Origin of the sequence: Phenylobacterium sp. LjRoot97 (genome assembly GCF_964254345.1) — a bacterium.
GTDB lineage: Bacteria > Pseudomonadota > Alphaproteobacteria > Caulobacterales > Caulobacteraceae > Phenylobacterium.
Genome location: NZ_CAXUTH020000001.1, coordinates 165,072 through 189,909, shown reverse-complemented (window position 1 = coordinate 189,909; position 24,838 = coordinate 165,072). Strand labels below are relative to the sequence as shown.

Below are 24,838 nucleotides of genomic sequence, written 5' to 3'. Positions count from 1 at the left end.
GGACGGCTGGTTAGTTCAGGCTGTTGAGCGCGAGGCTCACGCTTGCGCCTCGATGGCGTCCTGCTCGTAGGCGGCCAGGGTCGCCATCTGCAGAACGCGGGAGACCGAGGCCGAGAGCGGGGCGATCTGCACCGACTTCGACAGGCCCAGCAGCAGCGGCCCGATCACCGTGGCGCCGCCGAGCGACTGCACCAGCTGGGTCGAGATCGCCGCCGAGTGGATGGCCGGCATGATCAGCACGTTGGCCGGGCCGGTCAGGCGCATGAACGGATAGTTGACCCGCTTGCTGGGGTCGAGCGCCAGCTCCGGCGGCATTTCGCCTTCGTACTCGAAGTCGACGTCCATCATGTCGAGGATCGACACCGCGTCGCGCACCTTCTCGGAGCGCACGCCCATCGGGTTGCCGAAGGTCGAGTAGGACATGAATGCCACGCGCGGCACATAGCCCAGCGACTTGACCGTGCGGGCCGCCTCGCAGGCGATCTCCACCAGCTCCTCGGCCTCCGGCATCTCGGTGACGTTGGTGTCGGCGATGAACAGGGTGTGGCCCTTGGCCAGCACCACGCTCATGCCCATGATCCGCCCGTCCGGAGCCGGGTCGATCACCCGCAGCACCTCTTCCAGCACCTGGTCGTAGGACCGGGTCACGCCGGTGACCATGCCGTCGGCATAGCCCAGCGCCACCATCGAGGCGGCGAACGAGTTGCGGTCCTGGTTGATCAGGCGCTGCACGTCGCGCTTCAGGTAGCCCTGGCGCGACAGCCGCTCGTAGAGGAAGTCCACGAACTCGGGGTTATGGCGCGAGACGCGGGCGTTGATGATCTCGAGCTTGGTCTCGGCCGGGTCCAGCCCGACCTCGATCATGTTCTCCTTCACCAGCTCGTCGCGGCCGACCAGGATCGCGTGACCCAGGCCTGCGGCTTCGAACGCGTGCGCCGCGCGGATCACCGTCGGCTCCTCGCCTTCGGCGAAGACGATGCGCTTGTTCGGGGCCTTCAGCACCGCGCCCTGCAGCTTCTGCAGGAAGGCCGCGGTCGGGTCGAGGCGCTGGGCCAGCGAGTCCCGGTAGGCGTCCATGTCTTCGATCGGCTTGCGCGCCACGCCAGTGTCCATCGCCGCCTGGGCGACGAACGGCGGGATGTAGGACAGCAGCCGCGGATCGAACGGGGTCGGGATGATGTACTGCGGCCCGAACTTCAGCTGGGTGCCGTGATAGGCGGCGGCGACCTCGTCCGGCACGTCCTCGCGAGCCAGTTCGGCCAGCGCCCGGGCGCAGGCGATCTTCATTTCCATGTTCACGCGGCGGGCGCGCACGTCCATCGCGCCGCGGAAGATGTAGGGGAAGCCCAGGACGTTGTTGACCTGGTTGGGATAGTCCGAGCGGCCGGTGGCGACGATGGCGTCGGAGCGGACCGCGTAGACCTCTTCCGGGGTGATCTCCGGATCGGGGTTGGCCATGGCGAAGATGATCGGCTTGGGAGCCATCGCCTTGATCATGTCGGCGGTCAGCGCGCCCTTGACCGACAGGCCGATGAACACGTCGGCGCCGACCAGCGCCTCGCTGAGCGTGCGCGCGTCGGTCTCGGTGGCGTGCGCGCTCTTCCACTGGTTCATGTCGTTGGGTCGGCCGCGATAGATCACGCCCTTGGAGTCGCAGGCGATCGCGTTTTCCGGCGACACGCCCATGGCCTTGATCAGGTCGAGGGTGGCGATGCCCGCCGCCCCGGCGCCGTTCAGCACCACCTTGATCTTCGAGATGTCGCGGCCGGTGATGGCGCAGGCGTTGATCAGGCCGGCGGCCGAGATGATCGCGGTGCCGTGCTGGTCGTCGTGGAACACCGGGATGTCGAGCAGCTCCTGCAGCTCGGTCTCGATGCGGAAGCACTCGGGGGCCTTGATGTCCTCGAGATTGATGCCGCCGAAGGTCACGCCGATGTTCTTGACCACCGTGATGATCTCGTCGGGATCGGTGGCGCTGACTTCGATGTCGATGGAGTCGACGTCGGCGAAGCGCTTGAAGAGGACGCTCTTGCCCTCCATCACCGGCTTCGAGGCCAGGGCCCCGAGGTTGCCGAGCCCGAGGATCGCGGTGCCGTTCGAAATCACCGCCACCAGGTTGCCCTTGGAGGTGTAGTCGTAGGCGGTCTCGGGATCTTCCGCGATCTTGAGCACCGGTACGGCCACGCCCGGCGAATAGGCAAGCGACAGGTCCCGCTGGGTGGCCATCGGCTTGGTCGGCGCAATGGCGATCTTCCCGGGGGTCGGGTGCTTGTGGAAGCTCAGCGCTTCCTCGTCGGTGAAGGTGCGTTTCTCGGCGTCGCTCATAGGCGCGGCGTTTCCTCTTGGCCCCTAAGGGCCCGCTTGGACTGAAAGGGCGCCAACCTATAGAGCCGCAGCGCGGCCTGACAACCGCCGAACGCTGTCCTAGCTTGCTCCCGTTGCGGCGCCGTGGCGTTGTTGCCGCGTCTGCGAGCCGTCCGGAGACAGGAAGACGAGGGCCGTCTCGTCGAACCGGATGCGCCGCGAGGGCGCCCCTTCGACATGGAACAGGCCCTTGTCGTCGAGCGGGACCAGCACGCTCGGCGGCCGCCGGCCGACGACCAGCTGCAGCCGCCCGTCGACCACCTTGGCCTGGTACGGACCATAGGCGCCCTCGTAGCGGGCCAGCGCCTGGGCGGCGATGGGCGGCGGCGGCGACAGCGCCTCCAGGGCCCAGCGGTTCTCGGTCAGCACCGGTTCGCCGAGCGGCGCGGCGGCCAGCTTGGTGAGCGCCAATTGCTGAGCCTGATCAAGCGCCTGCGCCGCTGGAACCGCCGCGTCGGGCGTCACGCCGGTCCCTTCCCAGTTCTTGCCGGTGATCGGATTGATCGGCGTGCCCGACGAGATGAACACCGAGAGCCCGTCGCCCAGCGAGGCGCCGCCGCCGGGGTTGGCCCCGCCGGCCGAGGGCTCTCCGACCACGGTCGCCCGCTTGGCCGCCTGCAGGGTGTAGGCGAAGCTTTCGGCGGCCGACGCGGTGCGCCCGCTGGTCAGCACATAGAGCGGGACGTCCGTCCGCCGCTGGCCCTTGATCGGCACGCTCGGCGCCTCGTCGCTGTCGGGTTCGCCGCGGGTCTTGAAGGTGTTGTAAATCTTCGCCCCGTCCGGGACGAAATGGCCGATCAGGTAGCCGACCATGGCCGGCGAGCCGCCGCCGTTGTCGCGCAGGTCGAAGATCAGCGCATCGGTCCCGGCGACCAGAGCCAGGGCCGCGTCGGCCGCCTGCCGCGGGGCCTGGTCGCCGTCGGCCGCGAAATCGGCGAAGCCGCGCATGTCGATATAACCGATATTGCCCGGCAGCACCCTGACCGCCACGAAGCCGTAGCCGCCCCGCCGCGACAGGAACGGCGGCGGCCCGCTGGGCGCGCGCGCGACGGCCGCGCTCGCCGGAGCCGGCGGCGTCCAGTTGACCGCGAAGTGGCCGTCCTGCGGCCGCAGCCGCTCGGTCATCGCCGCGGCGAAGTCGCGCGGGTCGGTCAGCTTGTCGTAGGTCCCCTTGTTGGCCTCGGCGCGCAGCTCGGCGGCGATCTTGCCCGCCCGGGCCGGATCGTAGAATTGCGCGTCGATCGCCGCGGCCAGCGCCTCGACCTTGGCGCGCGGCGTGATCGGGGTCTGGGCCAGCGCCGCGCTGGCCGTCAGCGCGGCGCACAGGCTCATTGCGGTCAGCAGCTTCATCACTGGACTCTCCGGTTCGACGAACCTCGTCCAGCGCAAGCTAGGCTATTTTGCGGCGCGCCCTGACGCCTATTGCGCGGCCGCCTGGGCCAGGTCCCGGCGGCGGATGCGGGCCAGGGCCGACAGCGCCGCCGCCGCGAAGGCGCCCGACCGCTCGGCCGTCTGCTCGCTCTCGGCCGGGCCGCTGGCGGCCACCACCCCGTCGGCGCGCAGGCTCCAGCTCCAGCGCTCGCCGCCCTGTTCGATCACCACCTCATAGCCCTGCTCGACCATCTCGATCCTCCTCCGTGATGCACGTCGAGCATCGCCGCGCGCCGTGCAGCCGGGCCTGCGCAAGCCAAGGAGATTTTGTGCAGACGTTCAGGCCGCCCGCGGCAGGGTGGCGACGAACCGCGCGCCGGCCTCGCTCGCGATCAGCTCGATCGTCCCGCCATTGGCGGCCAGCAGCGAGCGGGCGATGGAGAGGCCCAGCCCCGTCCCGCCCTCCGCTCGGCGTGTGGTGAAGAACGGCTCGAACAGCCGCGCGGCGTCGGCCGCGCCGACCCCCGGCCCGTCGTCGGCCGCCTCGATCAGCACCTGGCCGCCGGCTGCGCGCAACACGATCATCGCCTGGCGCGCCCCGGCCTGGCGGCTGTTCTGCAACAGCACCCCGACCACCGCCTCGATGGTCGCCGCCGGGACCGCGACCGACGGCAGGCCCGGCGGAACCTGCGTCTCCACCTGAAAGCCGCCGCCGTTCATGGCGTCCGCGGCCCGCTGCACCGCCGTGCCGGCGTCGGTCGACAGCCCCGCCTCCGGCCGCGCCATGTCGGCCCGCGCCAGGTCCAGCAGCCGGGTGACCAGCTGCGACAGCCGCGCGGAGTCCGCGGCGATATTGCCGAGGAAGCGCGAGCGCTCCTGTGGGCTCATCTCCTCGCCGTGGTCCTGCAGCAGCTCGACCGCGCCGCTGATCCCGGCCAGCGGGGTCTTGAACTCGTGGCTGACCGAGGCGGCGAAGTCGCGCAGATAGCCGCTGCGCCGCTCGATCGCCGCCGACATCGCCCGGAAGTCTTCGTACAGCGACTGGATCTCGACCGCCGCCGTAGTCGGGGTCTCCAGGGTCTGCACCCCGCCCGCCGCCACCTGCCGCGAGGCCGCGCTCAGCTCCTCGATCGGCCGCGTCACCCCGCGCGAGACCAGGCCCGCCAGCACCACCAGCAGGGCGGCGATGCCGACCACGCCGATGGCGATCTTGCCGCGGTCCTAGTAGATGCCGCGGAACAGCGCCCGCGGCGAGCGCGACAGCAGCACCACCCCGACCACCCGGCCGTCGACCTCGATCGGCCGCGCATGATGCAGCCGCAGGCCCGACGCCCGGCTCAGCCATTCCAGCGAATAGCGCGGGCGATAGTCGCCGACCCGCCGCAGCACCGTGTCGGGATCCCCGGCCAGGGCCGAGCGCACCTCCGGCAGCGCCGCCAGCGAGCCGCCTTCCGGCGCGATCACGCCGCGCGCGTCGAGCAGCACCACCGAGGCCAGGGTCGTGCGCACGGTCTGGTCGATCATCGGCCCCAGCCGCGCGGCGGTCTCAGCGGCCGCAGCCTCGGGCGGCCCGCTCGGCGTCGGGGCCGGCCGCTCGGCCAGCAGCGACGAGGCCTGCAGGTCGATGGTGCTCCGCTCGGGCGCGTAGCGGCCCTGGGCCGGGGGACCGGCGGCGACCGGCGGGGGCGCGCCCGGCCACCCGACCGCCGCGGCCGCCGCGATGGCCGCGCCCTGGGCGACCAGCTCGGCCTCGGTCTGGCGCACCAGGGTGTTCTCGTAGACCCGCAGGAAGATCGCGCTCAGCCCGGGCATCGCCGCAGCGAAGAACAGCACCGCGAACAGGATCACCCGCAGCCGCAGCCGTGGCCAATGGCGCTTGGCGAAGTCCTTGGCGGCCCCGATCACGCGCCCTGGCCCAGGCAGGCCCCCAGCCGGTAGCCGACGCCGGATCGCGTCTCGATCACGTCGTGCGCGCCCAGGGCCGCGAACTTGCCGCGCAGGTTGCGCACGTGGCTGTCGACCGTGCGGTCGGTGATCGCAAAGCCCGGCCCGCGCAGCCGGTCGATGATCGCATCGCGGGTGAACACCTTGGCCGGCGCCGCGGCCAGGGTCCGCAGGATGCCGAACTCGGTCACCGTCAGGGCCAGCGGCTGACCGTCCCAGTGCGCCAGCCAGGCGTCGGGGTCGAGGCTCAGCCGCCCGCGCGCCACCTCGCCGCCGCCCGCGGGCGCCGTCGGGGCCGGCCGCGCCCGGCGCAGGATCGCCGTCACCCGCGCCACCACCTCGCGCGGGCTGAACGGCTTGACCACGTAGTCGTCGGCCCCGAGCTCGATGCCCAGCACCCGGTCGATCTCCTCGTCGCGCGACGACAGGATTAGGATCGGCAGCTCGCCGCGGGCCCGCAGCTGACGGCAGACGTCCAGCCCGCTCATCCGCGGCATGTTGAGGTCGAGCACCAGCAGGTCGGGGGCGGCGGTCTCCGCCTTCGCCAGCGCCGCCTCGCCGTCCTCGGCCTCGACCACCTCGAAGCCGGCCTTCTCCAGGGCGAAGGCCAGCAGCTGGCGGATGTGCGGGTCGTCGTCGGCGATCAGGATCTTGGCCATGAGCGTCATGTTCCGGCTTGCACGGGCGCCGTCAATGCGGCCGCCGCATCCAGTCGCCGCTGCCCGCGCCAGGTCCAGGTGCGCCAGTGCGCCTGGCGCGCCGCCAGCTCCGCCTGCGCCTCGCGCTGCGCGGCCTGGACCTCGGCGGCGAGCGCCGGCGGCAGCGGCCGGGCGGCCAGTTCGCTCAGCGGGACCAGGGCCGCCGGCCCCAGCTCGCGCAGAAGCACTAGATCCAGGCTCGGATGGCGCGGATCGCCGGTCGCCTCTCGCGCATGGCGCACGTTCCAGCTCGCGCTCTTCTCCCGCACCAGCCGCACACAGATCAGCACCAAGCCGAGCCCGACCAGCCCCATCCAGATCAGCGCCGAGATCCGCAGCTGGGTCAGGCCATAGGCCTCGACATAGTCGATCGTTCGCAGGGCGCTCGAGGCCACCAGCATCACGTTCTGCGCCACCCAGGCGATCACCAGCCCGCGCACCAGCCGGCTCTGCGCCGCGCCCGGCCGCAGGAACACCAGCACGAACCCCCCGGCCAGCAGCGCCGTGACGATCAGCAGGTACGCGCCGCGATGGGCGTACTCGGCGAAGCTGACCCCATCCGGCAGCGCCGCGCCGCTCCACAGGAACGCCAGGTCCAGCGCGTTCTGCAGCGCGAACAGCGCATTGAACACCACCAGCGACATGACCACCGACGCCGAGGCGGTTCCCGGCCCGCGGCTGCGCCAGGCCGGCATGAACCGCCGCCGCGCCCCGCGCGGCCGCAGCAGCGCCCAGGCGACCATCGCCATCCAGACCCAGAACAGCAGCCGCGGCAGCGAGAGCGGCGGCAGCCGCCAGGCCGCCAGGGCCGCCTCCATCACCGGATTGGCCAGCACGAACAGGCCCAGGAACACCGCCCCGCCGATCACCGGCAAGGCGGCGGCGACCAGCGCCCGCCGCACCGCCCCCGGCCGTCCGCCCCGCGCGCCGGCCCGGCGAGCGTCGAGCGCCGGCGCCGCGAACGACCACAGCCCGGCCCGCAGCAGCCGCAGCGCCCAGTCGCCGACATCGCTGCGCCCATCGGCTCGCGGCGACAGCACCGCCACGCCCAGCGCCAGCACCGCCATGCACCAGGCGATCAGCCCCGGCCGGTCGATCAGCAGCAGCGCGAAGCCGCCGGCGACCGCGAACGCCGCCAGCGCCCGGCGGTCGCGCCAGGTCTCCGGGTGGGCGGACGCCGCGACGACCAGCGCCGCCAGCGTCAGCAGCCCGAGATTGGCCCCGATGTCGTGGTCGAACAGCAGCAGGTCGGCGACGGCGACCAGGCCGGCGGCCAGCACGGTCTTGAGGCGGAACGAGCGGGCGGTCATGCGAACGGCTCCGGTTGCAGGAACCCCAGCTATCGCCGGCCCGCTTCCAGCCCTGCGGGAGGCGCCGTCCACGGGCCAAGGCGTTGCCGTGCAGAAGCCGTGCAGGCTGGCGCCTTGACCGCGACCGCCAGGACGGGAGACTAGCGCGCTCAAGTTTTTCGCCGTGTCGGAGTCCTCCCCCTGTCCAGCCCCATCGACATCGCCGTGGCCGGCGCGCTCGGCCGCATGGGCCAGGCCGTGACCGCAGTCGTCTCCGGCCGCGCCGACGTGCGCGTAGCCGCCCGCTTCGAGCGCCCGGGCGTCGAGGGCGAAGGCCTCGTGCCGCTCGATCAGGCGCTGGAGAAGGCGCAGGTGGTCATCGACTTCACCACCCCGGCCGCTTCGGTGGCGCTGGCCCAGGCCGCCGCCGCCCGCGGCGCGCCGGCCCTGGTGATCGGCTCGACCGGCGCCTCGCCCGAACAGATCGACGCCATCGAGGCGGCGTCGAAGTCCATCCCGATCGTCTTCGCCGGCAACTACTCGCTGGGGGTCAACATGCTGATGGGGCTGGTCGCCCAGGCCGCCAAGGCGCTGCACGCCGACGCCTACGACATCGAGGTCACCGAGAGCCACCACAAGCGCAAGGTCGACGCCCCGTCCGGCACCGCCCTGATGCTGGGCGAGGCCGCCGCCCGCGGCCGTCAGGTCGCCCTGGCCGACGTCGCCCAACGGGTCCGCGACGGCATCACCGGCGCGCGCCCGACCGGCGAGATCGGCTTCTCGGTGATCCGCGGCGGCGGCATCATCGGCGAGCACTCGGTGATCTTCGCGGCCGAGGACGAGATCCTCACCCTCAGCCACTCGGCCCGCGACCGCGGCCTCTTCGCCCGCGGCGCGGTCGAGGCCGCCCGCTGGGTGGCGGGCCAGCCGCCCGGCCTCTACGACATGCAAGATGTTCTCGGGCTGAAATGATGGCCGACCTCCTCGCCCGCGACGCCACCGGTCAACTGTCGGCGCTCCGGGCCAAGGAGGTCTCCGCCGTCGAACTGCTCAAGCTGGCCCTGACGCGGCACGAGCAGACCCACGCCCGGCTCAACGCCGTCGTCGCCGCCGACCTGGAGCGGGCGCTGGACCAGGCCAAGGCCGCCGACGACCTGCGCGCCAAGGGCGCCGGCGGGCCGCTGACCGGCCTGCCGATGACCATCAAGGACACCTTCGACGTGATCGGCATGGCCGCCTCGTCGGGGATCGAGGCGCTGCGCCGGCGCAAGCCCGACGACGCCGCCGTGGTCGCCGCCGCCCGCCAGGCCGGGGCGGTGATCTGGGGCAAGACCAACGTGCCGGTGATGGCCGCCGACTGGCAGTCGTTCAATCCGCTGTACGGCGCGACCAACAATCCGTGGGACCCGACCCGCGTCCCCGGCGGCTCGTCTGGCGGCGCGGCCGCGGCGCTGGCCGCCGGCGTCACCGCCCTGGAGATCGGCTCCGACATCGGCGGCTCGCTGCGGGTGCCGGCCAGCTTCTGCGGGGTCTTCTCGCACAAGCCGACCTGGGGGCTGGTCTCGCAGGTCGGTCACGTCCCGCCCGCGCCGGGCACCCACGCCGAGCGCGATCTCAACGTCGTCGGCCCGATGGCCCGCTCGGCCCGCGACCTGCGGCTGCTGCTGTCGATCCTGGCCGAGGGCGTCCCGGCCAAGGCCGAGCTCGCCGACCTCAAGACCCTCAAGCTCGGCCTCTGGCTCGACGGCTTCCCGCTGGACCCAGAGGTCCGCGCCGTGATCGAGGACCTGGCCGGCCGCCTGCGCGCCGCCGGGGTCGAGGTGCGGCCGATCTCGGCCCCGGTCCCGCTCGATCAACTGACGGACGCCTATCGCGTGCTGCTCGGCTCGCTGGTCGCCACCGACATGCCGCCGAAGGCCCAGCTCGCCATGCGCCGCATGCGCGGCCCGGCCGCCCTCGCCCTGGCCCTGGGGGCGCGGCGCGAGTCCTGGGCCGGCCTGACCCGCGCCTACACGGCCAGTCACGCCGAGTGGATCGCCGCCGACGAGGTCCGCGCCCGCCTGCGCAGCACGATGTCGGACGCCTTCGACGCCTTCGACGCCATCCTCGCCCCAGTGTCGCCCACCGTCGCCTTCCCGCACGACCACAAGCCGTTCGCCAGCCGCCGGCTGAAGACCACCGACGGCGTCGCCATCCCCTATCCGGCGATGCTCAACTGGATCGCGCTGGCCACCGCCTGCCACCTGCCGGTGACCACCATCCCGGCGGGCCTGGCCGCCAGCGGCCTGCCGGTCGGCGCCCAGATCATCGGTCCGCACGGCGCCGACTCCCGCACCCTCTCCATCGCCCAGGCGATCGACGAAGCGCTCGGCGGCTACGTCGCCCCGCCGCCAGGATAGGAGCCGCAACCCTTGCCTGCAGCGCCGCGACATGTACCCTTGTTGCGGGCATTCCGGGGGGAAGTGTTTTGCAGCGTAGAGTTCTGGCGGCCGCCGCGACGGCGGGCGTCCTTGGTTTTGTCGCGTCGGCGCAGGCCGCGCCCCCGCCCGCGTCCGCCTTCGGCCGCTATCCGGCCATCGCCGAAACGGCGATCTCCCCCGACGGCCGCCGCGTCGGCATGCTGGGCGGCCAGGGCGACAAGCGTTTCGTCTCCATCGCCACCATCGACGACCCGAACATCCCGGTGCTGCCGCTCGGCGTGGGCGAGGGGCTGGACCTGGCCTGGATCGGCAACGAGCATCTGCTGCTGCGCACCGCCTACTGGTACGAACGGCGGCCGAAGGAGATTCACCGCTTCGAGCGCCACATCTCGATCAACCCGCAAGCCCAGGTCGTCACCCGCCTGCTGGAGACCGAGCGCTACTCCCAGCACATCTACAACCAGCCGATCGTTGCGCTGCCGTCCGGCGAGCCGGCCCAGGTCGTGGTCCGCGGCGGCGACAACGGCGGCAATCAGGGGACCGTGTTCGCGCTCTGGCGCGTCGACCCCACCACCGGGGCCGGCCAGGCCGTGGCGCGCGGCGACTGGACCACCCTGTCCTGGGGGCTCGATACGACCGGCGCCGTGCGCATGCGGCGCGACATCGACTACAACCGCATCACCGACGTCGACCGCATCCACTTCGCGCGCCCCGGCGCCGGCTCCAATCTCTGGACCCGGTTCTGGTCGACGGACATCAGCTCGCGCGAGCGGTATCTCGGCTACTCCGGCCCCGAGGATGCGATCTATCTGTTCCTGGCCGGCGGCGAAGTCGTGCGCAAGCGGGTCGCCGACGGAGCAACCGACGTCATCGCGCCCGCCTCGGGCGACGCGTCGCTGGACATGATCTGGGATGCGGCGCGGATGTCGCCGCTTGCCGTGACCAGCAGCGGAATCACGACCGGCTACACGTGGCTGGACCCCGAAGTCGGTGCGATCTACGGCTCGCTGTCGAAGATCTTCAAGGGCCAGGAGGTCACCCTGCTCGACTGGTCGGCCGACCGAAGCCGGGTGGTCTTCGACGTGCAGTCGCGCGCCACGGCGCCGACGCTCTATCTCTTCGATCGCGGCCGCAAGGAGGTCTCGGCCCTCGGCGACGCGTATCCGGAGTTGAAGGGCGTCGCGCTCGGCCCCACCCGCCTCGTCAGCCTGCAGGCCCGCGACGGCCGCCGGCTCCAGGCCTACCTCACCCTGCCCCCAGGCCTGGCCGCAGGGACCAAGCCGCCCTTGGTGGTCATGGCCGGCGAGGCGCCCGGCAACGGCCCGCGCGAGAACTTCGACTACATGGCCCAGTTCATGGCCAGCCGCGGCTATGCGGTGCTGCAGCCCTATCACCGCGGCCTGTGGGGCTTTGGCGACGAATTCTACGAAGCCGGGTTCGGCGAGTGGAACGGCAAGGTGCAGACCGACATTCTCGACGCCGTCGCCGCCGTCGCCAGCGAAGTGGACGTCGCCCGGCCCTGCATCGTCGGCCACGACTTCGGCGGCTATGTCGCGCTGACCGCCGCGGCCCTGCATCCCGAGGCCTACCGTTGCGCCGCCTCGTTCGGCGGCTTCTCGGACCTCGGCCTGATGATGTCGAAGGAGCGGCTCTATCACCAGTTCGAGTCGCCGACCCTGGAACGCCTGCGCCAGCGCATCGGCGGGGCCGGCAAGGCCAAACTTAGCGGCGCCTCCCCGGCCCGCTTCGCCGGCGCCGTCGGCGGTCCGGTGCTGCTGATCCACGGCGCCCAGGACACCGAGATCGATCCCGAGCAGTCCAAGGTGATGGCGGACGCGCTGAAGGCCGCCGGCAAGCCGGTCGAGCACATCGTCATGAAGGACGAGGCGCACGACTTCTCGCGCGGGACCAACCGGGTGCAGATGCTGGAGGCGCTGGAGAGCTTCCTGGCCAAGAGCTATCCGGCCAGCTGACGCGAACTTGGGGGTGCGGCGCCCCGTCTGGTTGCGCGACTGCGCCGTATCCTTATAGAGCCGTTCCGGGGGACTTCGGCTCGGCCGCATCCAAGGAATAGCTCAGCCATGCGTATCATCACGGCCGTCGCGCTCGCGACTCTCGCGGGCGCAGCCCATGCTGCGCCGCCGCCGGCCGCCGCGTTCGGCCGCGTCCCGGCCGTCGTCGACACCGCCATCTCGCCGGACGGCCGCCGCGTCGCCCTGCTCGGCGGCACGTCCGAGCAGCGCTATGTGTCGATCGCGACCATCGACGATCCGAACATGCCGGCCCTGGCGCTCGGCGACGCCGAGGCCGTCGGCCTGAGCTGGGCGGGCAACGACCACGTCCTGGCGCGCATGGCCTACTGGCGGTCGGAGGGGCCGCGGCTGGCCTACCGTTTCGAGCGCAACGTCTCGATCAACACCCAGGGCCAGGCCGTCTCGCGCCTGCTCGAAAGCGACGCCTTCTCCCAGTACCTCGTGACGCAGCCGGTGCTCGGCGTCGTCGCCGGTCCGCCGGCCAGCGTCTACGTGCTGGGCCTGACGCCGATCGAGGCCAACAGCGGCATGGACACCCGCATCAAGCGCAAGGGGACCGAAGGCTGGGCCTATGCGCTGATGAAGGTCGATCCGGCCACCGGCAAGGGCGTGCGCGTCGAGAAGGGCGATTCCGACACCATCAGGTGGGAGCTCAACCCGGCCGGGGAGGCCAAGGTGCGGCTCGACGTCGATGAGCTGACCCACAAGTTCGAGGTCTACGCCCGTTCGGGCGCCCGCGCCTGGACCCAGGTCTGGCAGGGCGGCGACTTCGAAAGCCGCCGCCAGTATCTCGGCTACTCGGCGCCGGAGGATGCGATCTACCTGGCCAAGGACGGTCGGATCGTCCGCAAGGCGCTGGCCGGCGGCGGCGAGCAGCCGGTGGGCCAGCCGCTGAACGGCGTCTCGCCGCAGATGCTCTGGGATCCCCACCGCGTCGCTCCGGTCGCCATCGTCGGCGGAACGGAGAAGCCGGTCTACGAATGGCTCGACGCCGAGCTCGGCGCCACGCACGCGGCGCTGGCCAAGGCCTTCAAGGGCAAGGACGTTTCGCTCACCGACTGGTCGGCCGACCGCACCCGCTTCCTGGTGCGGGTGAGCTCGCCCTCCTCGCCCGGCGCCCGCTACCTGTTCGACAAGGCCCGCAAGGAGCTCTCGCCGCTCGGCGACGAGTATCCCGAGCTCAAGGACGCCGCCCTCGGCCAGACCAGCTGGATCACCTACAAGGCCCGCGACGGCCTGGAGATCCCGGCCTACCTGACCCTGCCGCCCGGCCTGGCGGCCGGCGCCAAGCCGCCGCTGATCGTGCTGCCGCACGGCGGGCCGACCGCGCGCGACGATTTCGACTTCGACTACATCGCCCAGTTCCTGGCCACCCGCGGCTATGCGGTGCTGCAGCCGCAGTTCCGCGGTTCGTGGGGCTTTGGGGCCGCCTTCGAAAACGCCGGGGCCGGCGAGTGGGGCGGCAAGATGCAGACCGACCTGCTCGACGGCATCGCCGCCGTCTCCGACAAGGCCGACGCCGGCAAGGTCTGCATCGTCGGGGCCAGCTTCGGGGGCTACGCCGCCCTGGCCGGCGCGACCATGCACCCCGAGGCCTACACGTGCGCCGCCTCGATCGCCGGCGTCGCCGACCTCGGCCTGCTGCTCGAGCAGCTGTGGCGGACGTCGGGCGACGACGCCGCCGGCATCGGCGAGCTGCGCGCCATGCTCGGGGCCGCCGACAAGGGCAAGCTCAACGCCACCTCGCCGGCCCTGCTGGTCAGCAAGGCCACCGCGCCGATCCTGCTGATCCACGGCGACCAGGACACCATCGTCGCTCCGCAGCAGTCGCAGGTGATGGCCAATGCGCTCAAGGCGGCCGGCAAGCCCGTCGAGTACGTCGTCCTGCCCGGCGAGAACCACTACATGACCCGCTCGGCCACCCGCACCCAGATGCTGCAGGCGCTGGAGACCTTCCTGGCCAAGCAACTGCCAGTGACCAACTGACCCTTCGCCGGCCGTCGCCCTTGAGGCGGCGGCCGGGCTCTGGCATTCCGCCCTCACACTTAGAGCAAGGGCGACCCCGGATGACTGAAACGCGCGGCCTGACGGCGACCTTCAAGCGCTGGGAGGGCAACCACGACCTGCCGCTGCCCGCCTACGCCACCGCCGGCGCCGCCGGCTTCGACTTCCGCGCCGCCGTGCCCGAAGGCGAGACGGTGACCATCGAGCCGAACGCCCGGGCGCTGATCCCGACCGGCTTCGCCGTCGCCCTACCGATCGGCTACGAGATGCAGATCCGCCCGCGCTCAGGCCTGGCCGCCAAGAACGGCGTCTCCATCGTCAACACGCCCGGCACGGTCGACTGCGACTATCGCGGCCAGATCCTGGTCTGCCTGATCAATCTCGGCGCCGAGGCCTTCCACGTCCGCCGCGGCGACCGCATCGCCCAGGGGATCATCGCCGCCGCGCCGCAATGGACCCTGGTCGAGGCCGACGAGCTCGACGACACCGTCCGCGGCGCCGGCGGCCACGGCTCCACCGGCGTCTAGCTTCTCGCACGCCGCCTCAAATACCGGTCATCCCGGCGAAGGCCGGGACCCAGATCGTAGGGCTGTGCGTCGGCGAACAACTGCCATCTGCTCAGGGTGAAGCTGGGTCCCGGCCTTCGCCGGGATGACCGGATGAGTGAAGTCCCGCTGTACGGCGCCCTTAGTTGAACGCCTTGCGGACGCTGAGCCGCACATTGCGATAGCTCTCCTCGTCGCGCCGCTCGGCGTAGACGAGGTCGGCGACGTGCCGTAGCCCGGCGTGCACGTCGCGCTCGCTCCAGGCGCTGCGGCCGGTCAGGTTGTTGACCTCCAGCCGCAGGGTCACGTCCGAGCGCGGCGAATAGTCGACGAAGGCCGAGGCCCACGGTTCGGCGCCGCTGACCTCGGTCCCGTCGAACCGGTAGGCGGTCTTGTCGGTGAAGCCCGACAGGTTGACGCCCCAGGTGGCGTTCCACTCCGGCAGGTCCTGGGTGAAGGCCGCGTTCCACTCCAGCGCCGACTGGCCCGAATAGCTGCGGCGCTCGCCGGTCGCCGCGTCGGTCACTTCGGAGCGGATCGCCTTGAGGCCGGCTTTCAGCAGCCCGCCGGAAATCCCACCGGCGTCCAGCGGCAAGGTCGAATTCACCTCGAGCATCTGCCGCAGGCCCGGGCCGACATTGCTGCGCGCGTCGAACAGGCCGTTGGGGCCGGCGACCGGGGCCAGGCCGATGACGTCCTCGATCTGCTCCTGGCGCAGGATCGCCGCCAGCGCCCCGCGGCCCGCGAACCGCTGCTCGAAGGCGACCTCGGCGCGCAGGGTCTGGGTCGGGGCCAGCATGCCGGCTCCGGCCGTCACCACCCCGGTGTACATGTTCACCGAGGCGACGAAGTCGTTGAAGTTCAGCTGCCCGACTTCGCGCTCGATCCGTACACGGATCAACTGCTGCGCGTTGGGCGTCCAGGTCAGCGCCGCCGACGGCTTGGCGAACTCCAGGCCCTGCTCCTCGCCATGTCCGGGATCGAGGACCGAGGCCTCGAACCGCAGGCCGGCCTCCAGCGCCAGCACCGGCGAGGGCTGCCAGACCCCGGTGGCGAAGCCTTCGCCGCGCCGCTCCTCGACCCGCGCCTGCGATCCGGGCGCCGGGACCAGCACGCCGCCGACCATCAGGGCGCTGTCGCCCTCCAGCCAGTTGAACGCCGCCTCCAGCCCGGTCTCCAGCGACAGCGAGTCCCAGCCGTGGAACCGCAGCACCGCGCGCCCGACGGTCTCGCCGGACTCGTCGAAGCGGCGATAGCCGACGATCTTCGCGGCGTTGGTCGAGGTCGCCCGCGTCTCGTTGGTGCGCCACGAGCGCAGCGCCACGGTCTCCAGCTCGACCCCGCCCCCCAGCGGCGCGACGTAGCGGCCGCCGAACTCGCCGCCCGCCCCGCGATAGGCTTCGCGCAGCAGGCCGGCGCCGACGGGATAGTCGAACGCGTCGCGCTCGGTCACGTCGCTGGTCTCGCGATAGCCGCGGATGTTCAGCCGCACGTCGCCCAGCGGCAGGGCGGTTTCGTAGGCGGCCGAGCCGACCACCTCCTCGCCCGGCTTGTCGCTGTCGATCTGCGAGTCCAGCAGCAGCCGTCCGTCGCCCGCCGTGCGGACCCGGTGAGTGCGGCGGCGATCGTGCGCGTCGCCGCGCTCGTAACTGGCGGCGACCTCGAAGACATGCGCGCCCAGCCGCGCGGCCAGGTCGGCGGCGATCTCGCCCTCGTTGCGGCCGTCGGCGTCGAGTGTCAGGGTGTCGGACAGCGTGACCGTCCCGCTGATCCCCCCGCGCGGGTCGCGGATGACATTGGCCACCACCGGCTTGCGCTGCATGTCGATCCCCGGCGCGCCGCCGCGGATCACGTCGATGCGGATCACCTGGTCGGCCGGGATGCGGGCCAGCACGTCGCTCAGCGAGTCGCTCTTGGAAGAGGGCCGGCGCCCGTCGATCAGCACGTTGCCCGCCGCGCCCGACAGGCCGCGCACGGCGCCGCCGCCGTCGAAGGCGAATCCGGGGATGCGGTCGATCATCGCCTTGGCGTCGGCCGGCCGCGACGCGGCGAAGAAGCCGCCGTCATAGCTGGTCACCGCCTGGTCGGCCGGCGCGGCGCCCGCATCCTGGGTCAGGGCCGCGGCCAGCAAGGCGATCGACAGTATTCCCACGCGCGTCCCCCTCCCGAACTCGGGTCGTGATCTAGGGCTCAGTACGGCGGATGTCTACGGCGCGAGCGGCGGTTTATCGCCCTTAAGACCCCTGTGGCGGTAACGCTTTCTGGAGATAGGCGACAATCGCCGCCTGATCGGCGCTCGACGCCTCGGCGCCCTTCTCGACCATCGCCTGGACGACGTCGCTCCAGGCGGCGTTCTTCTGGCTGCGATGCACGAGCACTTCGGCCTCGTGGCAGCCGGTGCAGACCCTCACCGTCTCCGCCCGGCCCGGACCTGCCGGCAGGTCGTCGGGGCTCTCGGCCGACGCGCCCGTGGCGGCGACCAGGACGAGCAGGGCCAGCCGCCTCAAACGCGGCCCGCCAGCGCCGCCGGCGCGGGGCCGCCCGCCGCCCAGTCGAGCAGCTCGACCGTGTGCACCACCGGCACGCCTGAGCCGCCGGCGATCTGGGTCAGGCAGCCGATGTTGCCGGCCGCGATGACGTCGGGCTTGGTCGCCTCGAGGTTGGCGACCTTGCGCTCGCGCAGCCGCCCGGCCAGTTCGGGCTGCAGGAGGTTGTAGGTGCCGGCCGATCCGCAGCAGATGTGCGGCTCGATCGGCTCCACGATCGTCAAACCTGCCGCTTGCAGCAAGGCCTTGGGAACATTGCCGATTTGCTGGCCGTGCTGCAGCGAGCAGGCCGAGTGGTAGGCGACCCGCAGCGGCGGGATCCCGACCTGCGGCAGCGACCCAAGCCCTTGAAGAACCTCAGTAATGTCCTTGGCCAGCGCCGACACCTTGGCCGCCCGCTCGGCCCATTCGGCAGATTCCCGGAAGACGAAGCCGTAATCCTTCACGGTAGTCCCGCATCCGGAGGCCGTGACGATGATCGCGTCGAGCCCCTCGCCGTCGATTTCGCGGGTCCAGGCGGCGATGTTGGCCTGCGCCAGCAGGTGGGATCGGTCGGCCTTGCCCAGGTGCTGCGGCAGCGCCCCGCAGCAGCCCGAACCGGGCGCGGTGACCACCTCGACGCCCAGGCGGTTCAGCAGCCGGATCGCGGCGGTGTTGATCTCCGGCGCCAGCACCGGCTGGGCGCAGCCGGCCAGCAGCGCCACCCGCGCCCGCCGCGCGCCCACGGCCTTGAAAACCCGGGGCTTTTCCGCCGGATCGGGCGGCGGCAACCTCGCCGGCGCCATCGCCGCCATGCCCTTCAGCCGCCCCGGCAGCAGTCCCGCGAACGGCCGCCCGGCCTGCGCCAGCCGCAGCGCCAAGCGGAACAGCGCCCGGTCCGGCAGCACCCGCGCCAGCATCCCGCGCAGAAAACGATCCGGCCACGGACGAACATGATGTTCCTCGATATAGGCCCGCGCGTGATCGACCAGGTGCATGTAGTTCACGCCCGACGGGCAGGTGGTCATGCAGGACAGGCACGAGAGGCAGCGATCGACGTGCTTGACCGCCCGCGGCGACGGCGGCCCGCCCTTCTCGAGCATCTCCTTCATCAGGTAGATCCGGCCCCGCGGGCTGTCGAGCTCGTCGCCCAGCAGCAGGTAGGTCGGGCAGGTCGAGGTGCAGAACCCGCAGTGCACGCAGGTGCGGATGATCTTTTCCGACGCCGCCGTATCCGGGTCGGCCAGTTGCGCGGGCGAGAAGCTGGTCTGCATCAGGCGTACATCCGGCCGGGATTGAAGATGCGCTGCGGGTCGAACTGCGCCCGCACCCGCTCGGTCAGCGCCGCCACGCCAGGCGCCGGCGGCTGGAACGGCGGAACCTGCGCCCGCACCACGACGTCGGCCCGCATCAGGGTGGCGTGGCCGTCGCCGCCGGCGACCTGCGCCAGCACCTCGCGCACGCGGCTTGCGTGGGCGTCGGGCGCGGCGGGCAGCTCCAGCCAGATCGCCCCGCCGCCCCAGTCGTAGAAGCAACGACCGTTCAGCTCGTCCGCCAACCGCCGCCCGACCGCCGCGCCCAGCATCGGCGGAACCGACAGCTTCCAGACCTGGCCCTCGCCGCCGACCAAGGCCGCCGCATCGGCGATCTCCTTCCAGGCTAGGTGGGAGGCCTCGCGGTCGAGCACCGCCTGCCGTGTCTCGCTGGACAACACGTCCGCCAGATGCGCGATTCGCGCGGTCACCGAGGGGCCGACGCCCTCGACCCGCAGCAGCGTCACCGCGCCATGCGCCGCCGAGAGTTCGCCGACCTGCGAGCGGGCCGCGACGTCCGCCGGCAGGTGCGCGGCCGACGACACCTGGGCCGGGCAGCCGAGCGCCTTGGACATCACCGCCATCGCCGCCTCATCCGACAGGCCGCGGATGGCCAGGGTCTGCGCCTGCGGCGGCGCGGGCAGCACCTTCAGGGTCAGCTCGGTGACCGCGCAGAGCGTGCCGAAGCTGCCGGTCGCCAGCTTGCAGACGTCGAAGCCGGTGACGTTCTTGACCACCCGCCCGCCGGCCGCGAACGCCTCGCCAAAGCCGTTGACGCCCTTGATCCCCAGGCAGTGGTCGCGCGGTCCCCCGGCCGTCAGCCGCCGCGGGCCGCCACGGCCGGTCATCATCGCGCCGCCCACGGTGCCCAGGCCTGCCGGCAGCCCCCACAACGGCCCGAAATCGGGGGGCTCGAACGCCAGGCATTGGCCGGCATCGGCCAGCATGTCGGCGACCTGCGCCATCGGCGTCGCCGGCTCCACCGCCAGGATGAGCTCCTCGGGCTGGTAGGTGACCACCCGGTTCAGCGCCGAGAGGTCGAGCACCTCGTCCGCGGCCACCGGCCGCCCGAAGCCTCGCCGCGTCCCGGTCCCGACCAGTTCCAGCGTGCGCCCCTGGGCGAGGGCGTCCGCGACCGCCGTGCGCGCGTCGTCCGCCGTCTTGGGAGTCCAGGCCACGCTCAGAACCGATCCAGTTCGGGGAAGCGGACCTTGCCGCCATGGATGTGCACCCGGCCGAGCTCGGCGCAGCGGCAGAGCTTGGGGAACACCTTGCCGGGGTTGAGCAGGCCGTCCTCGTCGAAGGCGCACTTCAGCCGCTGCTGCTGGTCCAGGTCCGCCGGCCCGAACTGCACCTCCATCAGGTCGCGCTTCTCGACGCCGACCCCGTGCTCGCCGGTCAGCACCCCGCCGACCTCGACGCAGAGGGTCAGGATCGCCGCGCCCAGCTCCTCGGCCCGGTGCAGCTCACCCTCCTTGTCCGCATCGTAGAGGATCAGCGGGTGCAGGTTGCCGTCGCCGGCATGGAAGACGTTGGCGATGCGCAGGCCGTACTCTTCCGACAGCTCCGTCATCCGCCGCAGCACCAGCGGCAGCGTGCCTCGCGGGATGGTGCCGTCCATGCAGTAGTAGTCCGGCGAGATCCGCCCCACCGCCGGGAACGCCGCCTTGCGCCCGGCCCAGAAGCCCTTGCGCTCGTCCTCGTTCATCGAGATCCGCAGGTAGCTGGCGCCGCAGGCCTCGCCGATCTCACGCACCACCTCGATCAGGTGGTCGACCTCGGCCGGAGGCCCGTCCAGCTCGATGATCAGCAGCGCCTCGACGTCGAGCGGATAGCCGACCTTCACGAACGCCTCGGCCGCGGCGATGGCCAGGCGGTCCATCATCTCCATGCCGGCCGGAATGATCCCAGCGGCGATCACCGCGGCGACGCAGGCCCCAGCCGCCTCGACCTCCTGGAACCCCATCAGCAGGGCGCGCTGGGTCTCCGGCGCCTGCAGGATGCGGACAGTCACCTCGGTCACCACCCCCAGCAGGCCTTCCGAGCCGCAGACCACGCCCAGCAGGTCCAGCCCTTGTGGATCCAGGTGCTTGCCGCCGAGCCGCATGACCGTGCCGTCGATCAGCACCAGCTCGACGCCGAGCAGGTTGTTGGTGGTCATGCCGTATTTCAGGCAGTGCACGCCGCCGGCGTTCTCGGCGACGTTGCCGCCGATCGAGCAGGCGATCTGGCTGGAGGGATCCGGCGCGTAATAGAACCCCTCGCCCGCCACCGCATGGGTCACCGAGAGGTTGGTCACGCCGGGCTGCACCACCGCGCAGCGGTTGGCGTAGTCGACGTCGAGGATGCGGTTGAACTTGCCCATGCCGAGGATCACCCCGTCGGCCAGCGGCAGCGAGCCGCCCGACAGCGAGGTCCCGGCCCCGCGCGGCACCACCTTCAGCCCGACGCTGTGGCAGTAGGCGAGCACACGGCTGACCTGGTCGACAGTCTCGGGAAGCACCACGATCATCGGCCGCTGGCGATAGGCGGTCAGGCCGTCGCACTCGTAGGCGGCCAAGCCGGCGTCGTCGTCGATCACGCCCTCGCCGGGGACGATCGCACGCAGTGCGGCGACGAACTCGCCGCGACGGGCCAGCAGGCCCTGGTCGGGCGCGGGCATCAGCATGGCTGCGCCGTTCTCATCATGGCCGCCCGGCCTCCCCGCTCGAACTGACGGCTCGACATAGCCCGGCCGCTCGGCCATGACCACCGCCGCGGTGCGGCATGCTTCCCCTAGGTGAGCCCGTTTCGTATACTGAATACGAAAGCCCGGCTCGGTCGCCGGGCCGGGGCGTGGATTGATGGACGGCGATTTTCCCCTGGGCGACCCGCACGGCGCCACGCCGACCACGCTGAAGTCGCACATCCTGCGCCTGCTGCGCCAAGCGATCCTGTCGGGGCGCTATCCGCCCGGCTCGCGCCTCAACGAGAGCCAGCTGGCCCGCGAGTTCAGCATCAGCCGCATTCCGATCCGCGAGGCGCTGATGCAGCTGCAGGAAAGCGGCCTGGTCACCAACCACGCGCGGCGCGGCATGTTCGTCACCCGCCTGACCGACGAGGACGTGCAGCGGATCAACAGCATCCGCGTGGTGCTGGAGGCCGAGGCCCTGCGCCTGTGCCGCGCCAACATGACCAAGGCGGCGGCCGCGCGGCTCAGCGCCATGGTCGAGCAGATGGAGGCCTGGGAGGTCGGCGACCGCCCGGCCGGCGCCACCACCGACTTCGAATTCCACCGCGAGATCTGGGCGCTGTCGGGCAATCCGTACCTGGCGCGCACCCTCGACTCGCTGTGCACCGTACTCTTCGCCCACGCCGCCCAGGACCGCGGCGAGACCATCAAGTGGCGCTTGAACCGGCACCGCGGACTTCTGGATGTGGTTTTGGGCCGCACCAACGTCTCGCCAGAGGACGCCGTGATTGCACACCTGAGGGTCTCCTATGACGAGCCGGAGAAATTCTCCAGCTACGCCGCGACGCAACGGACCGACGAGCCGGCCGTTGACCGCTCGCGGCCGAAACGCCGGACCGCAGCACGATGAGCAGGATCGCCCCTATGACCCCACGCAGCATTCTTGGCCTGGCCGCCGGGTTCGCCCTCGCCGCCGGCCTCGCCTCCTCGGCCGCCGCCCAGGTTCAGGGCGAGACGGTGTTCAAGCAGCAGTGCGGGACCTGCCACACCATCGCCCCCGGCGGTCCAGCCAAGCTCGGCCCGCCGCTCAAGGGCATGGTCGGTCGCAAGGCCGGGACCGTGCCGGGCTACGCCTACTCCAAGGCGTTGAGCGCCTGGGGCCAGACCTGGACCACTGCCAACCTCGACAAGTACCTGGCCAAGCCGTCGGCCGTCGTGCCGGGCGGCAAGATGCTGGTCGGGGTGGCGAACGCCGATCAGCGCGCGGCGGTCATCGCCTATCTCGCAACCCAGAAGTAGCCGCCAACTCCCAGGTGACTCATGAACACGCTTGAAGTCCGGTCGGGGGCCCGTCCCGCCGGGGCGACGCCGCACGCCTGCCTGACGCCCCGCGCGCCAGACTACCATGCGCTCGGGACGTTCTCGGAAACCTGGGCTTTCCTGGAGTACTTCATCGACCGCTGCCTCCAGGCCGGCGGCGGCGAGACCGCCAGCGACCGGCCGCTGAGCCTGGCCGTGCGCCTCGACGCGCTGGAGCGCCTCGACCTCGGCCCTCAAGGCGGCGAGGCCGCCGCCCTGGTCTCTGAGGCGCGCGCGCTGGCCGAGCGCCGGCAAGGCGCGCTGCAAGACCTGGCGCGCGCCAGCCTCAACCGCATGGGCCTGGGCCAGTTCGACATCGAAGGCGCCCTGCCTCACGACGGCGACAAGGCGCTCGAGGCCCTGCACATGCGGACCTGCGACTTGGTGCGCCGCACAGTGATGCTGCTGTGCGCCCTGCAGAAGGCCGGGCGCTGAGGGCTCAGCCCAGCGCCTGCGCCATCCGTTCGGCGAGCTTGCGGGCCACCTCGGACTTGGCGGTCCGGTCCCAGCGCTCGACGCCGTCCTTGGTGACGATGGAGACGGCGTTGTCGTCACCGCCCATGGTGCCCGCGATGCTGACGTCGTTGGCGACGATCCAGTCGCAGCCCTTTTTGGCCAGCTTGGCCTTGGCGTAGGTCTCGACGTCGTTGGTCTCGGCCGCGAAGCCGACCACCAGCGCCGGGCGACGCGGCGACTGCGACAGCGTCGCCAGGATGTCCGGGTTCTCCACCAGGCTGATCGTCGGCGGCCCGTCGGCGCCCTTCTTCATCTTGGTTCCGGCCGCGCTTTCCGGCCGCCAGTCGGAGACCGCCGCCACGCAGACCGCGATGTCGGCCGGCAGCGCCGCCTCGCAGGCGGCGAGCATCTCGCGGGCGGTCTCGATGTCGACGCGTTTGACCCCGACCGGGGTCGGAACCGCGACCGGGCCAGCGACGAGGGTCACCTCGGCCCCCAGCTCGGCCAGCGCCTCGGCGATCGCGAAGCCTTGCTTGCCGCTGGACCTATTCGTCAGCACACGGACGGGATCGATCGGTTCGGCGGTCGGACCTGCGGTGACGATCGCCCGCTTACCGGCCAGCGGCCGCGCCGCCGGGCCTTCCAGCGCCGCCAGGATCGCCTCGAAAATAACCGGCGGCTCGGCCAGCCGCCCGAAGCCGTATTCGCCGCAGGCCATCGCGCCTTCGTCGGGACCGACGAACAGCACGCCGTCAGCCTTCAGCTGCGCGACGTTGCGGCGGGTGGCCGGATGCTCCCACATCCGCACATTCATCGCCGGGGCCATCAGCACCGGCTTGTCGGTGGCCAGCAGCGTGGTCGAGGCCAGGTCGTTGGCGTGACCGTGCACGGCCTTGGCGATCAGGTCGGCGGTGGCCGGGGCGACGACGACGAGATCGGCCGACCGCGACAGCTCGATGTGGCCCATCTCGGCCTCGTCGGTCAGCGAGAACAGCTCGGAGTAGACCTTGTCCTCGCTGATCGCGGCCAGCGACAGCGGGGTCACGAACTGCTCGCCGGCCTTGGTCAGGATCGGCCGGACGCCGATGCCCGCCTTGCGCAGCAGCCGGGTCAGTTCCAGCGCCTTGTAGGCCGCGATGCCGCCGCCGACGATCAGGAGAATCCGCTTGTCCGACAAGGCTTCGTGCCCCTCCGCAATGGTGGTCCGGTCATAGGCCATACGAAGCGGCTGGACAAACGTCGGTTTCCGTTCTTAATTTGTTCCACAACTTGGCCGTGAGAGGGAGACGACGGATGGCTGAGTACAAGATTGCGTTGAGCCTGGGCCTGGCCCTGATCCTGACCACCGCTTGCGAGCGGCCCTCGGCCGTCGCCCAGAAAGACGAGGCCCCACCGGCGTCCGAGGCCCGTCAGTTCGCCGCCGCGCCGTCGCGCTCGACGAGCGCGGCTCGCGTCGACGAACCGGTGCGCGAGCTCGACGGCCGCGCGATCTGGTCCGCCAGCCGCCGCGGCACCGCCGAGGAGAACGCCCAGCGCGCCTTCGACCGCAACGGCCAAGCGTTCGGCGCCCGCGACCTCGACGACTTCGTGCGCAAGGCCCACGCCTTCATCGAGAAGCCGCCGGCCGGGACGCAGCGCCTGACGCGCGCCAACGGCGACGTGCTGCTCTATGACCCCAAGGGCAACATCTTCGCGGTCGCCACCAAGGACGGCGCGCCGCGCACCATGTTCAAGCCCGACGAAGGCGCAGCCTACTGGGACGAACAGAAGGCCCGCCAGGCGCGGCAGGCGTCCGGCGGCTCGCGGGACAGCGGCGAGAGCTGACACTCAAACAAATGTTCGAACC

22 protein-coding genes are annotated in these 24,838 nt (G+C 71.6%); 9 read left to right on the top strand and 13 right to left on the bottom strand.

Translation table 11 applies throughout. The features are described from left to right. Positions 1 to 36 precede the first annotated feature (36 nt). From ACSQ2H_RS00940 to ACSQ2H_RS00910, 7 genes are all read right to left on the bottom strand, one after another. The gene (locus ACSQ2H_RS00940; RefSeq protein ID WP_436059609.1) at positions 37 to 2,325 is read right to left on the bottom strand and encodes an NADP-dependent malic enzyme; all 2,289 of its coding nucleotides are present in this window, start codon (positions 2,323 to 2,325) and stop codon (positions 37 to 39) included. A 99-nt stretch (positions 2,326 to 2,424) separates the two neighbouring features. Further along, a complete protein-coding gene (locus tag ACSQ2H_RS00935) occupies positions 2,425 to 3,714 on the bottom strand; it encodes a S41 family peptidase (protein ID WP_436059608.1) in 1,290 nt (429 codons plus the stop codon). Positions 3,715 to 3,783: 69 nt separating this feature from the next. Further along, the gene (locus ACSQ2H_RS00930; RefSeq protein WP_436059607.1) at positions 3,784 to 3,987 is read right to left on the bottom strand and encodes a hypothetical protein; all 204 of its coding nucleotides are present in this window, start codon (positions 3,985 to 3,987) and stop codon (positions 3,784 to 3,786) included. A gap of 87 nt (positions 3,988 to 4,074) precedes the next feature. Beyond that, positions 4,075 to 4,932 (bottom strand): sensor histidine kinase, encoded by an 858-nt coding sequence (locus ACSQ2H_RS00925; protein WP_436059606.1) that lies wholly within the window; start codon positions 4,930 to 4,932, stop codon positions 4,075 to 4,077. Between the two features lie 24 nt (positions 4,933 to 4,956). After that, complete coding sequence (locus ACSQ2H_RS00920; protein ID WP_436059605.1) at positions 4,957 to 5,640, bottom strand: hypothetical protein; 684 nt, start codon at positions 5,638 to 5,640, stop codon at positions 4,957 to 4,959. Next, positions 5,637 to 6,347 (bottom strand): response regulator transcription factor, encoded by a 711-nt coding sequence (locus ACSQ2H_RS00915; RefSeq protein WP_436059604.1) that lies wholly within the window; start codon positions 6,345 to 6,347, stop codon positions 5,637 to 5,639. Before ACSQ2H_RS00915 ends, ACSQ2H_RS00920 begins: the two co-directional genes overlap by 4 nt. Then, positions 6,344 to 7,687 carry a DUF4153 domain-containing protein gene (locus tag ACSQ2H_RS00910; RefSeq protein WP_436059603.1) on the bottom strand — a complete coding sequence of 448 codons (1,344 nt, stop codon included), beginning with the start codon at positions 7,685 to 7,687 and terminating at the stop codon, positions 6,344 to 6,346. The genes ACSQ2H_RS00915 and ACSQ2H_RS00910 overlap by 4 nt, the downstream gene beginning before the upstream one ends. A gap of 180 nt (positions 7,688 to 7,867) precedes the next feature. Here ACSQ2H_RS00910 and dapB point away from each other — a divergent pair, with 180 nt between their 5' ends. From dapB to dut, 5 genes are all read left to right on the top strand, one after another. After that, the gene (gene dapB, locus ACSQ2H_RS00905) at positions 7,868 to 8,638 is read left to right on the top strand and encodes a 4-hydroxy-tetrahydrodipicolinate reductase (protein ID WP_436063526.1); all 771 of its coding nucleotides are present in this window, start codon (positions 7,868 to 7,870) and stop codon (positions 8,636 to 8,638) included. Then, entirely contained in the window at positions 8,638 to 10,065 is a 1,428-nt protein-coding gene (locus tag ACSQ2H_RS00900) for an amidase family protein (protein WP_436059602.1), read from the top strand. The genes dapB and ACSQ2H_RS00900 overlap by 1 nt, the downstream gene beginning before the upstream one ends. Before the next feature lie 68 nt (positions 10,066 to 10,133). Then, positions 10,134 to 12,059: an alpha/beta hydrolase family protein gene (locus ACSQ2H_RS00895; RefSeq protein WP_436059601.1), complete on the top strand. Its 1,926-nt coding sequence runs from the start codon at positions 10,134 to 10,136 to the stop codon at positions 12,057 to 12,059. A 108-nt stretch (positions 12,060 to 12,167) separates the two neighbouring features. Continuing rightward, positions 12,168 to 14,105, top strand: coding sequence for an alpha/beta hydrolase family protein (locus ACSQ2H_RS00890; protein WP_436059600.1), 1,938 nt, complete (start codon positions 12,168 to 12,170; stop codon positions 14,103 to 14,105). Between the two features lie 80 nt (positions 14,106 to 14,185). Then, positions 14,186 to 14,650 carry a dUTP diphosphatase gene (dut, locus tag ACSQ2H_RS00885; protein WP_183775280.1) on the top strand — a complete coding sequence of 155 codons (465 nt, stop codon included), beginning with the start codon at positions 14,186 to 14,188 and terminating at the stop codon, positions 14,648 to 14,650. 160 nt (positions 14,651 to 14,810) lie between these two features. On the opposite strand, the gene ACSQ2H_RS00880 is transcribed toward dut, so the two are convergent. The 5 genes from ACSQ2H_RS00880 to ACSQ2H_RS00860 form a co-directional block, all read right to left on the bottom strand. Next, complete coding sequence (locus ACSQ2H_RS00880) at positions 14,811 to 16,820, bottom strand: TonB-dependent receptor plug domain-containing protein (protein WP_436059599.1); 2,010 nt, start codon at positions 16,818 to 16,820, stop codon at positions 14,811 to 14,813. Between the two features lie 82 nt (positions 16,821 to 16,902). Then, positions 16,903 to 17,175, bottom strand: coding sequence for a hypothetical protein (locus ACSQ2H_RS00875; protein ID WP_436059598.1), 273 nt, complete (start codon positions 17,173 to 17,175; stop codon positions 16,903 to 16,905). After that, a complete protein-coding gene (glcF, locus tag ACSQ2H_RS00870; RefSeq protein ID WP_436059597.1) occupies positions 17,172 to 18,467 on the bottom strand; it encodes a glycolate oxidase subunit GlcF in 1,296 nt (431 codons plus the stop codon). The genes ACSQ2H_RS00875 and glcF overlap by 4 nt, the downstream gene beginning before the upstream one ends. Continuing rightward, positions 18,467 to 19,684 carry an FAD-binding protein gene (locus ACSQ2H_RS00865; protein WP_436059596.1) on the bottom strand — a complete coding sequence of 406 codons (1,218 nt, stop codon included), beginning with the start codon at positions 19,682 to 19,684 and terminating at the stop codon, positions 18,467 to 18,469. The genes glcF and ACSQ2H_RS00865 overlap by 1 nt, the downstream gene beginning before the upstream one ends. Before the next feature lie 2 nt (positions 19,685 to 19,686). After that, positions 19,687 to 21,252: an FAD-linked oxidase C-terminal domain-containing protein gene (locus ACSQ2H_RS00860; RefSeq protein WP_436059595.1), complete on the bottom strand. Its 1,566-nt coding sequence runs from the start codon at positions 21,250 to 21,252 to the stop codon at positions 19,687 to 19,689. Positions 21,253 to 21,349: 97 nt separating this feature from the next. Here ACSQ2H_RS00860 and ACSQ2H_RS00855 point away from each other — a divergent pair, with 97 nt between their 5' ends. The 3 genes from ACSQ2H_RS00855 to ACSQ2H_RS00845 are packed head-to-tail and all read left to right on the top strand — an operon-like array spanning position 21,350 to position 22,971. Then, positions 21,350 to 22,087, top strand: coding sequence for a GntR family transcriptional regulator (locus ACSQ2H_RS00855; RefSeq protein WP_436059594.1), 738 nt, complete (start codon positions 21,350 to 21,352; stop codon positions 22,085 to 22,087). A 14-nt stretch (positions 22,088 to 22,101) separates the two neighbouring features. Then, a complete protein-coding gene (locus ACSQ2H_RS00850) occupies positions 22,102 to 22,476 on the top strand; it encodes a c-type cytochrome (RefSeq protein ID WP_436059593.1) in 375 nt (124 codons plus the stop codon). A gap of 21 nt (positions 22,477 to 22,497) precedes the next feature. Continuing rightward, the gene (locus ACSQ2H_RS00845) at positions 22,498 to 22,971 is read left to right on the top strand and encodes a hypothetical protein (RefSeq protein ID WP_436059592.1); all 474 of its coding nucleotides are present in this window, start codon (positions 22,498 to 22,500) and stop codon (positions 22,969 to 22,971) included. A 4-nt stretch (positions 22,972 to 22,975) separates the two neighbouring features. Here ACSQ2H_RS00845 and coaBC read toward each other — a convergent pair whose 3' ends face one another. Then, on the bottom strand, positions 22,976 to 24,169 hold the full coding sequence (gene coaBC, locus ACSQ2H_RS00840; protein WP_436063525.1) for a bifunctional phosphopantothenoylcysteine decarboxylase/phosphopantothenate--cysteine ligase CoaBC: 1,194 nt from the start codon (positions 24,167 to 24,169) through the stop codon (positions 22,976 to 22,978). A 116-nt stretch (positions 24,170 to 24,285) separates the two neighbouring features. On the opposite strand from coaBC, the gene ACSQ2H_RS00835 reads away from it, so the two are divergent. Next, the gene (locus tag ACSQ2H_RS00835; protein ID WP_436059591.1) at positions 24,286 to 24,816 is read left to right on the top strand and encodes a hypothetical protein; all 531 of its coding nucleotides are present in this window, start codon (positions 24,286 to 24,288) and stop codon (positions 24,814 to 24,816) included. Positions 24,817 to 24,838: the final 22 nt, after the last annotated feature.

Coding starts and splice junctions, on each gene's coding strand:
- ACSQ2H_RS00940 (WP_436059609.1), bottom strand. CDS start 2,325: ATGAGCGACGCCGAGAAACGCACCTTCACCGACGAGGAAGCGCTGAGC.
- ACSQ2H_RS00935 (WP_436059608.1), bottom strand. CDS start 3,714: ATGAAGCTGCTGACCGCAATGAGCCTGTGCGCCGCGCTGACGGCCAGC.
- ACSQ2H_RS00930 (WP_436059607.1), bottom strand. CDS start 3,987: ATGGTCGAGCAGGGCTATGAGGTGGTGATCGAACAGGGCGGCGAGCGC.
- ACSQ2H_RS00915 (WP_436059604.1), bottom strand. CDS start 6,347: ATGACGCTCATGGCCAAGATCCTGATCGCCGACGACGACCCGCACATC.
- ACSQ2H_RS00910 (WP_436059603.1), bottom strand. CDS start 7,687: ATGACCGCCCGCTCGTTCCGCCTCAAGACCGTGCTGGCCGCCGGCCTG.
- ACSQ2H_RS00900 (WP_436059602.1), top strand. CDS start 8,638: ATGGCCGACCTCCTCGCCCGCGACGCCACCGGTCAACTGTCGGCGCTC.
- ACSQ2H_RS00890 (WP_436059600.1), top strand. CDS start 12,168: ATGCGTATCATCACGGCCGTCGCGCTCGCGACTCTCGCGGGCGCAGCC.
- dut (WP_183775280.1), top strand. CDS start 14,186: ATGACTGAAACGCGCGGCCTGACGGCGACCTTCAAGCGCTGGGAGGGC.
- glcF (WP_436059597.1), bottom strand. CDS start 18,467: ATGCAGACCAGCTTCTCGCCCGCGCAACTGGCCGACCCGGATACGGCG.
- ACSQ2H_RS00860 (WP_436059595.1), bottom strand. CDS start 21,252: ATGGCCGAGCGGCCGGGCTATGTCGAGCCGTCAGTTCGAGCGGGGAGG.
- ACSQ2H_RS00855 (WP_436059594.1), top strand. CDS start 21,350: ATGGACGGCGATTTTCCCCTGGGCGACCCGCACGGCGCCACGCCGACC.
- ACSQ2H_RS00850 (WP_436059593.1), top strand. CDS start 22,102: ATGACCCCACGCAGCATTCTTGGCCTGGCCGCCGGGTTCGCCCTCGCC.
- ACSQ2H_RS00845 (WP_436059592.1), top strand. CDS start 22,498: ATGAACACGCTTGAAGTCCGGTCGGGGGCCCGTCCCGCCGGGGCGACG.
- ACSQ2H_RS00835 (WP_436059591.1), top strand. CDS start 24,286: ATGGCTGAGTACAAGATTGCGTTGAGCCTGGGCCTGGCCCTGATCCTG.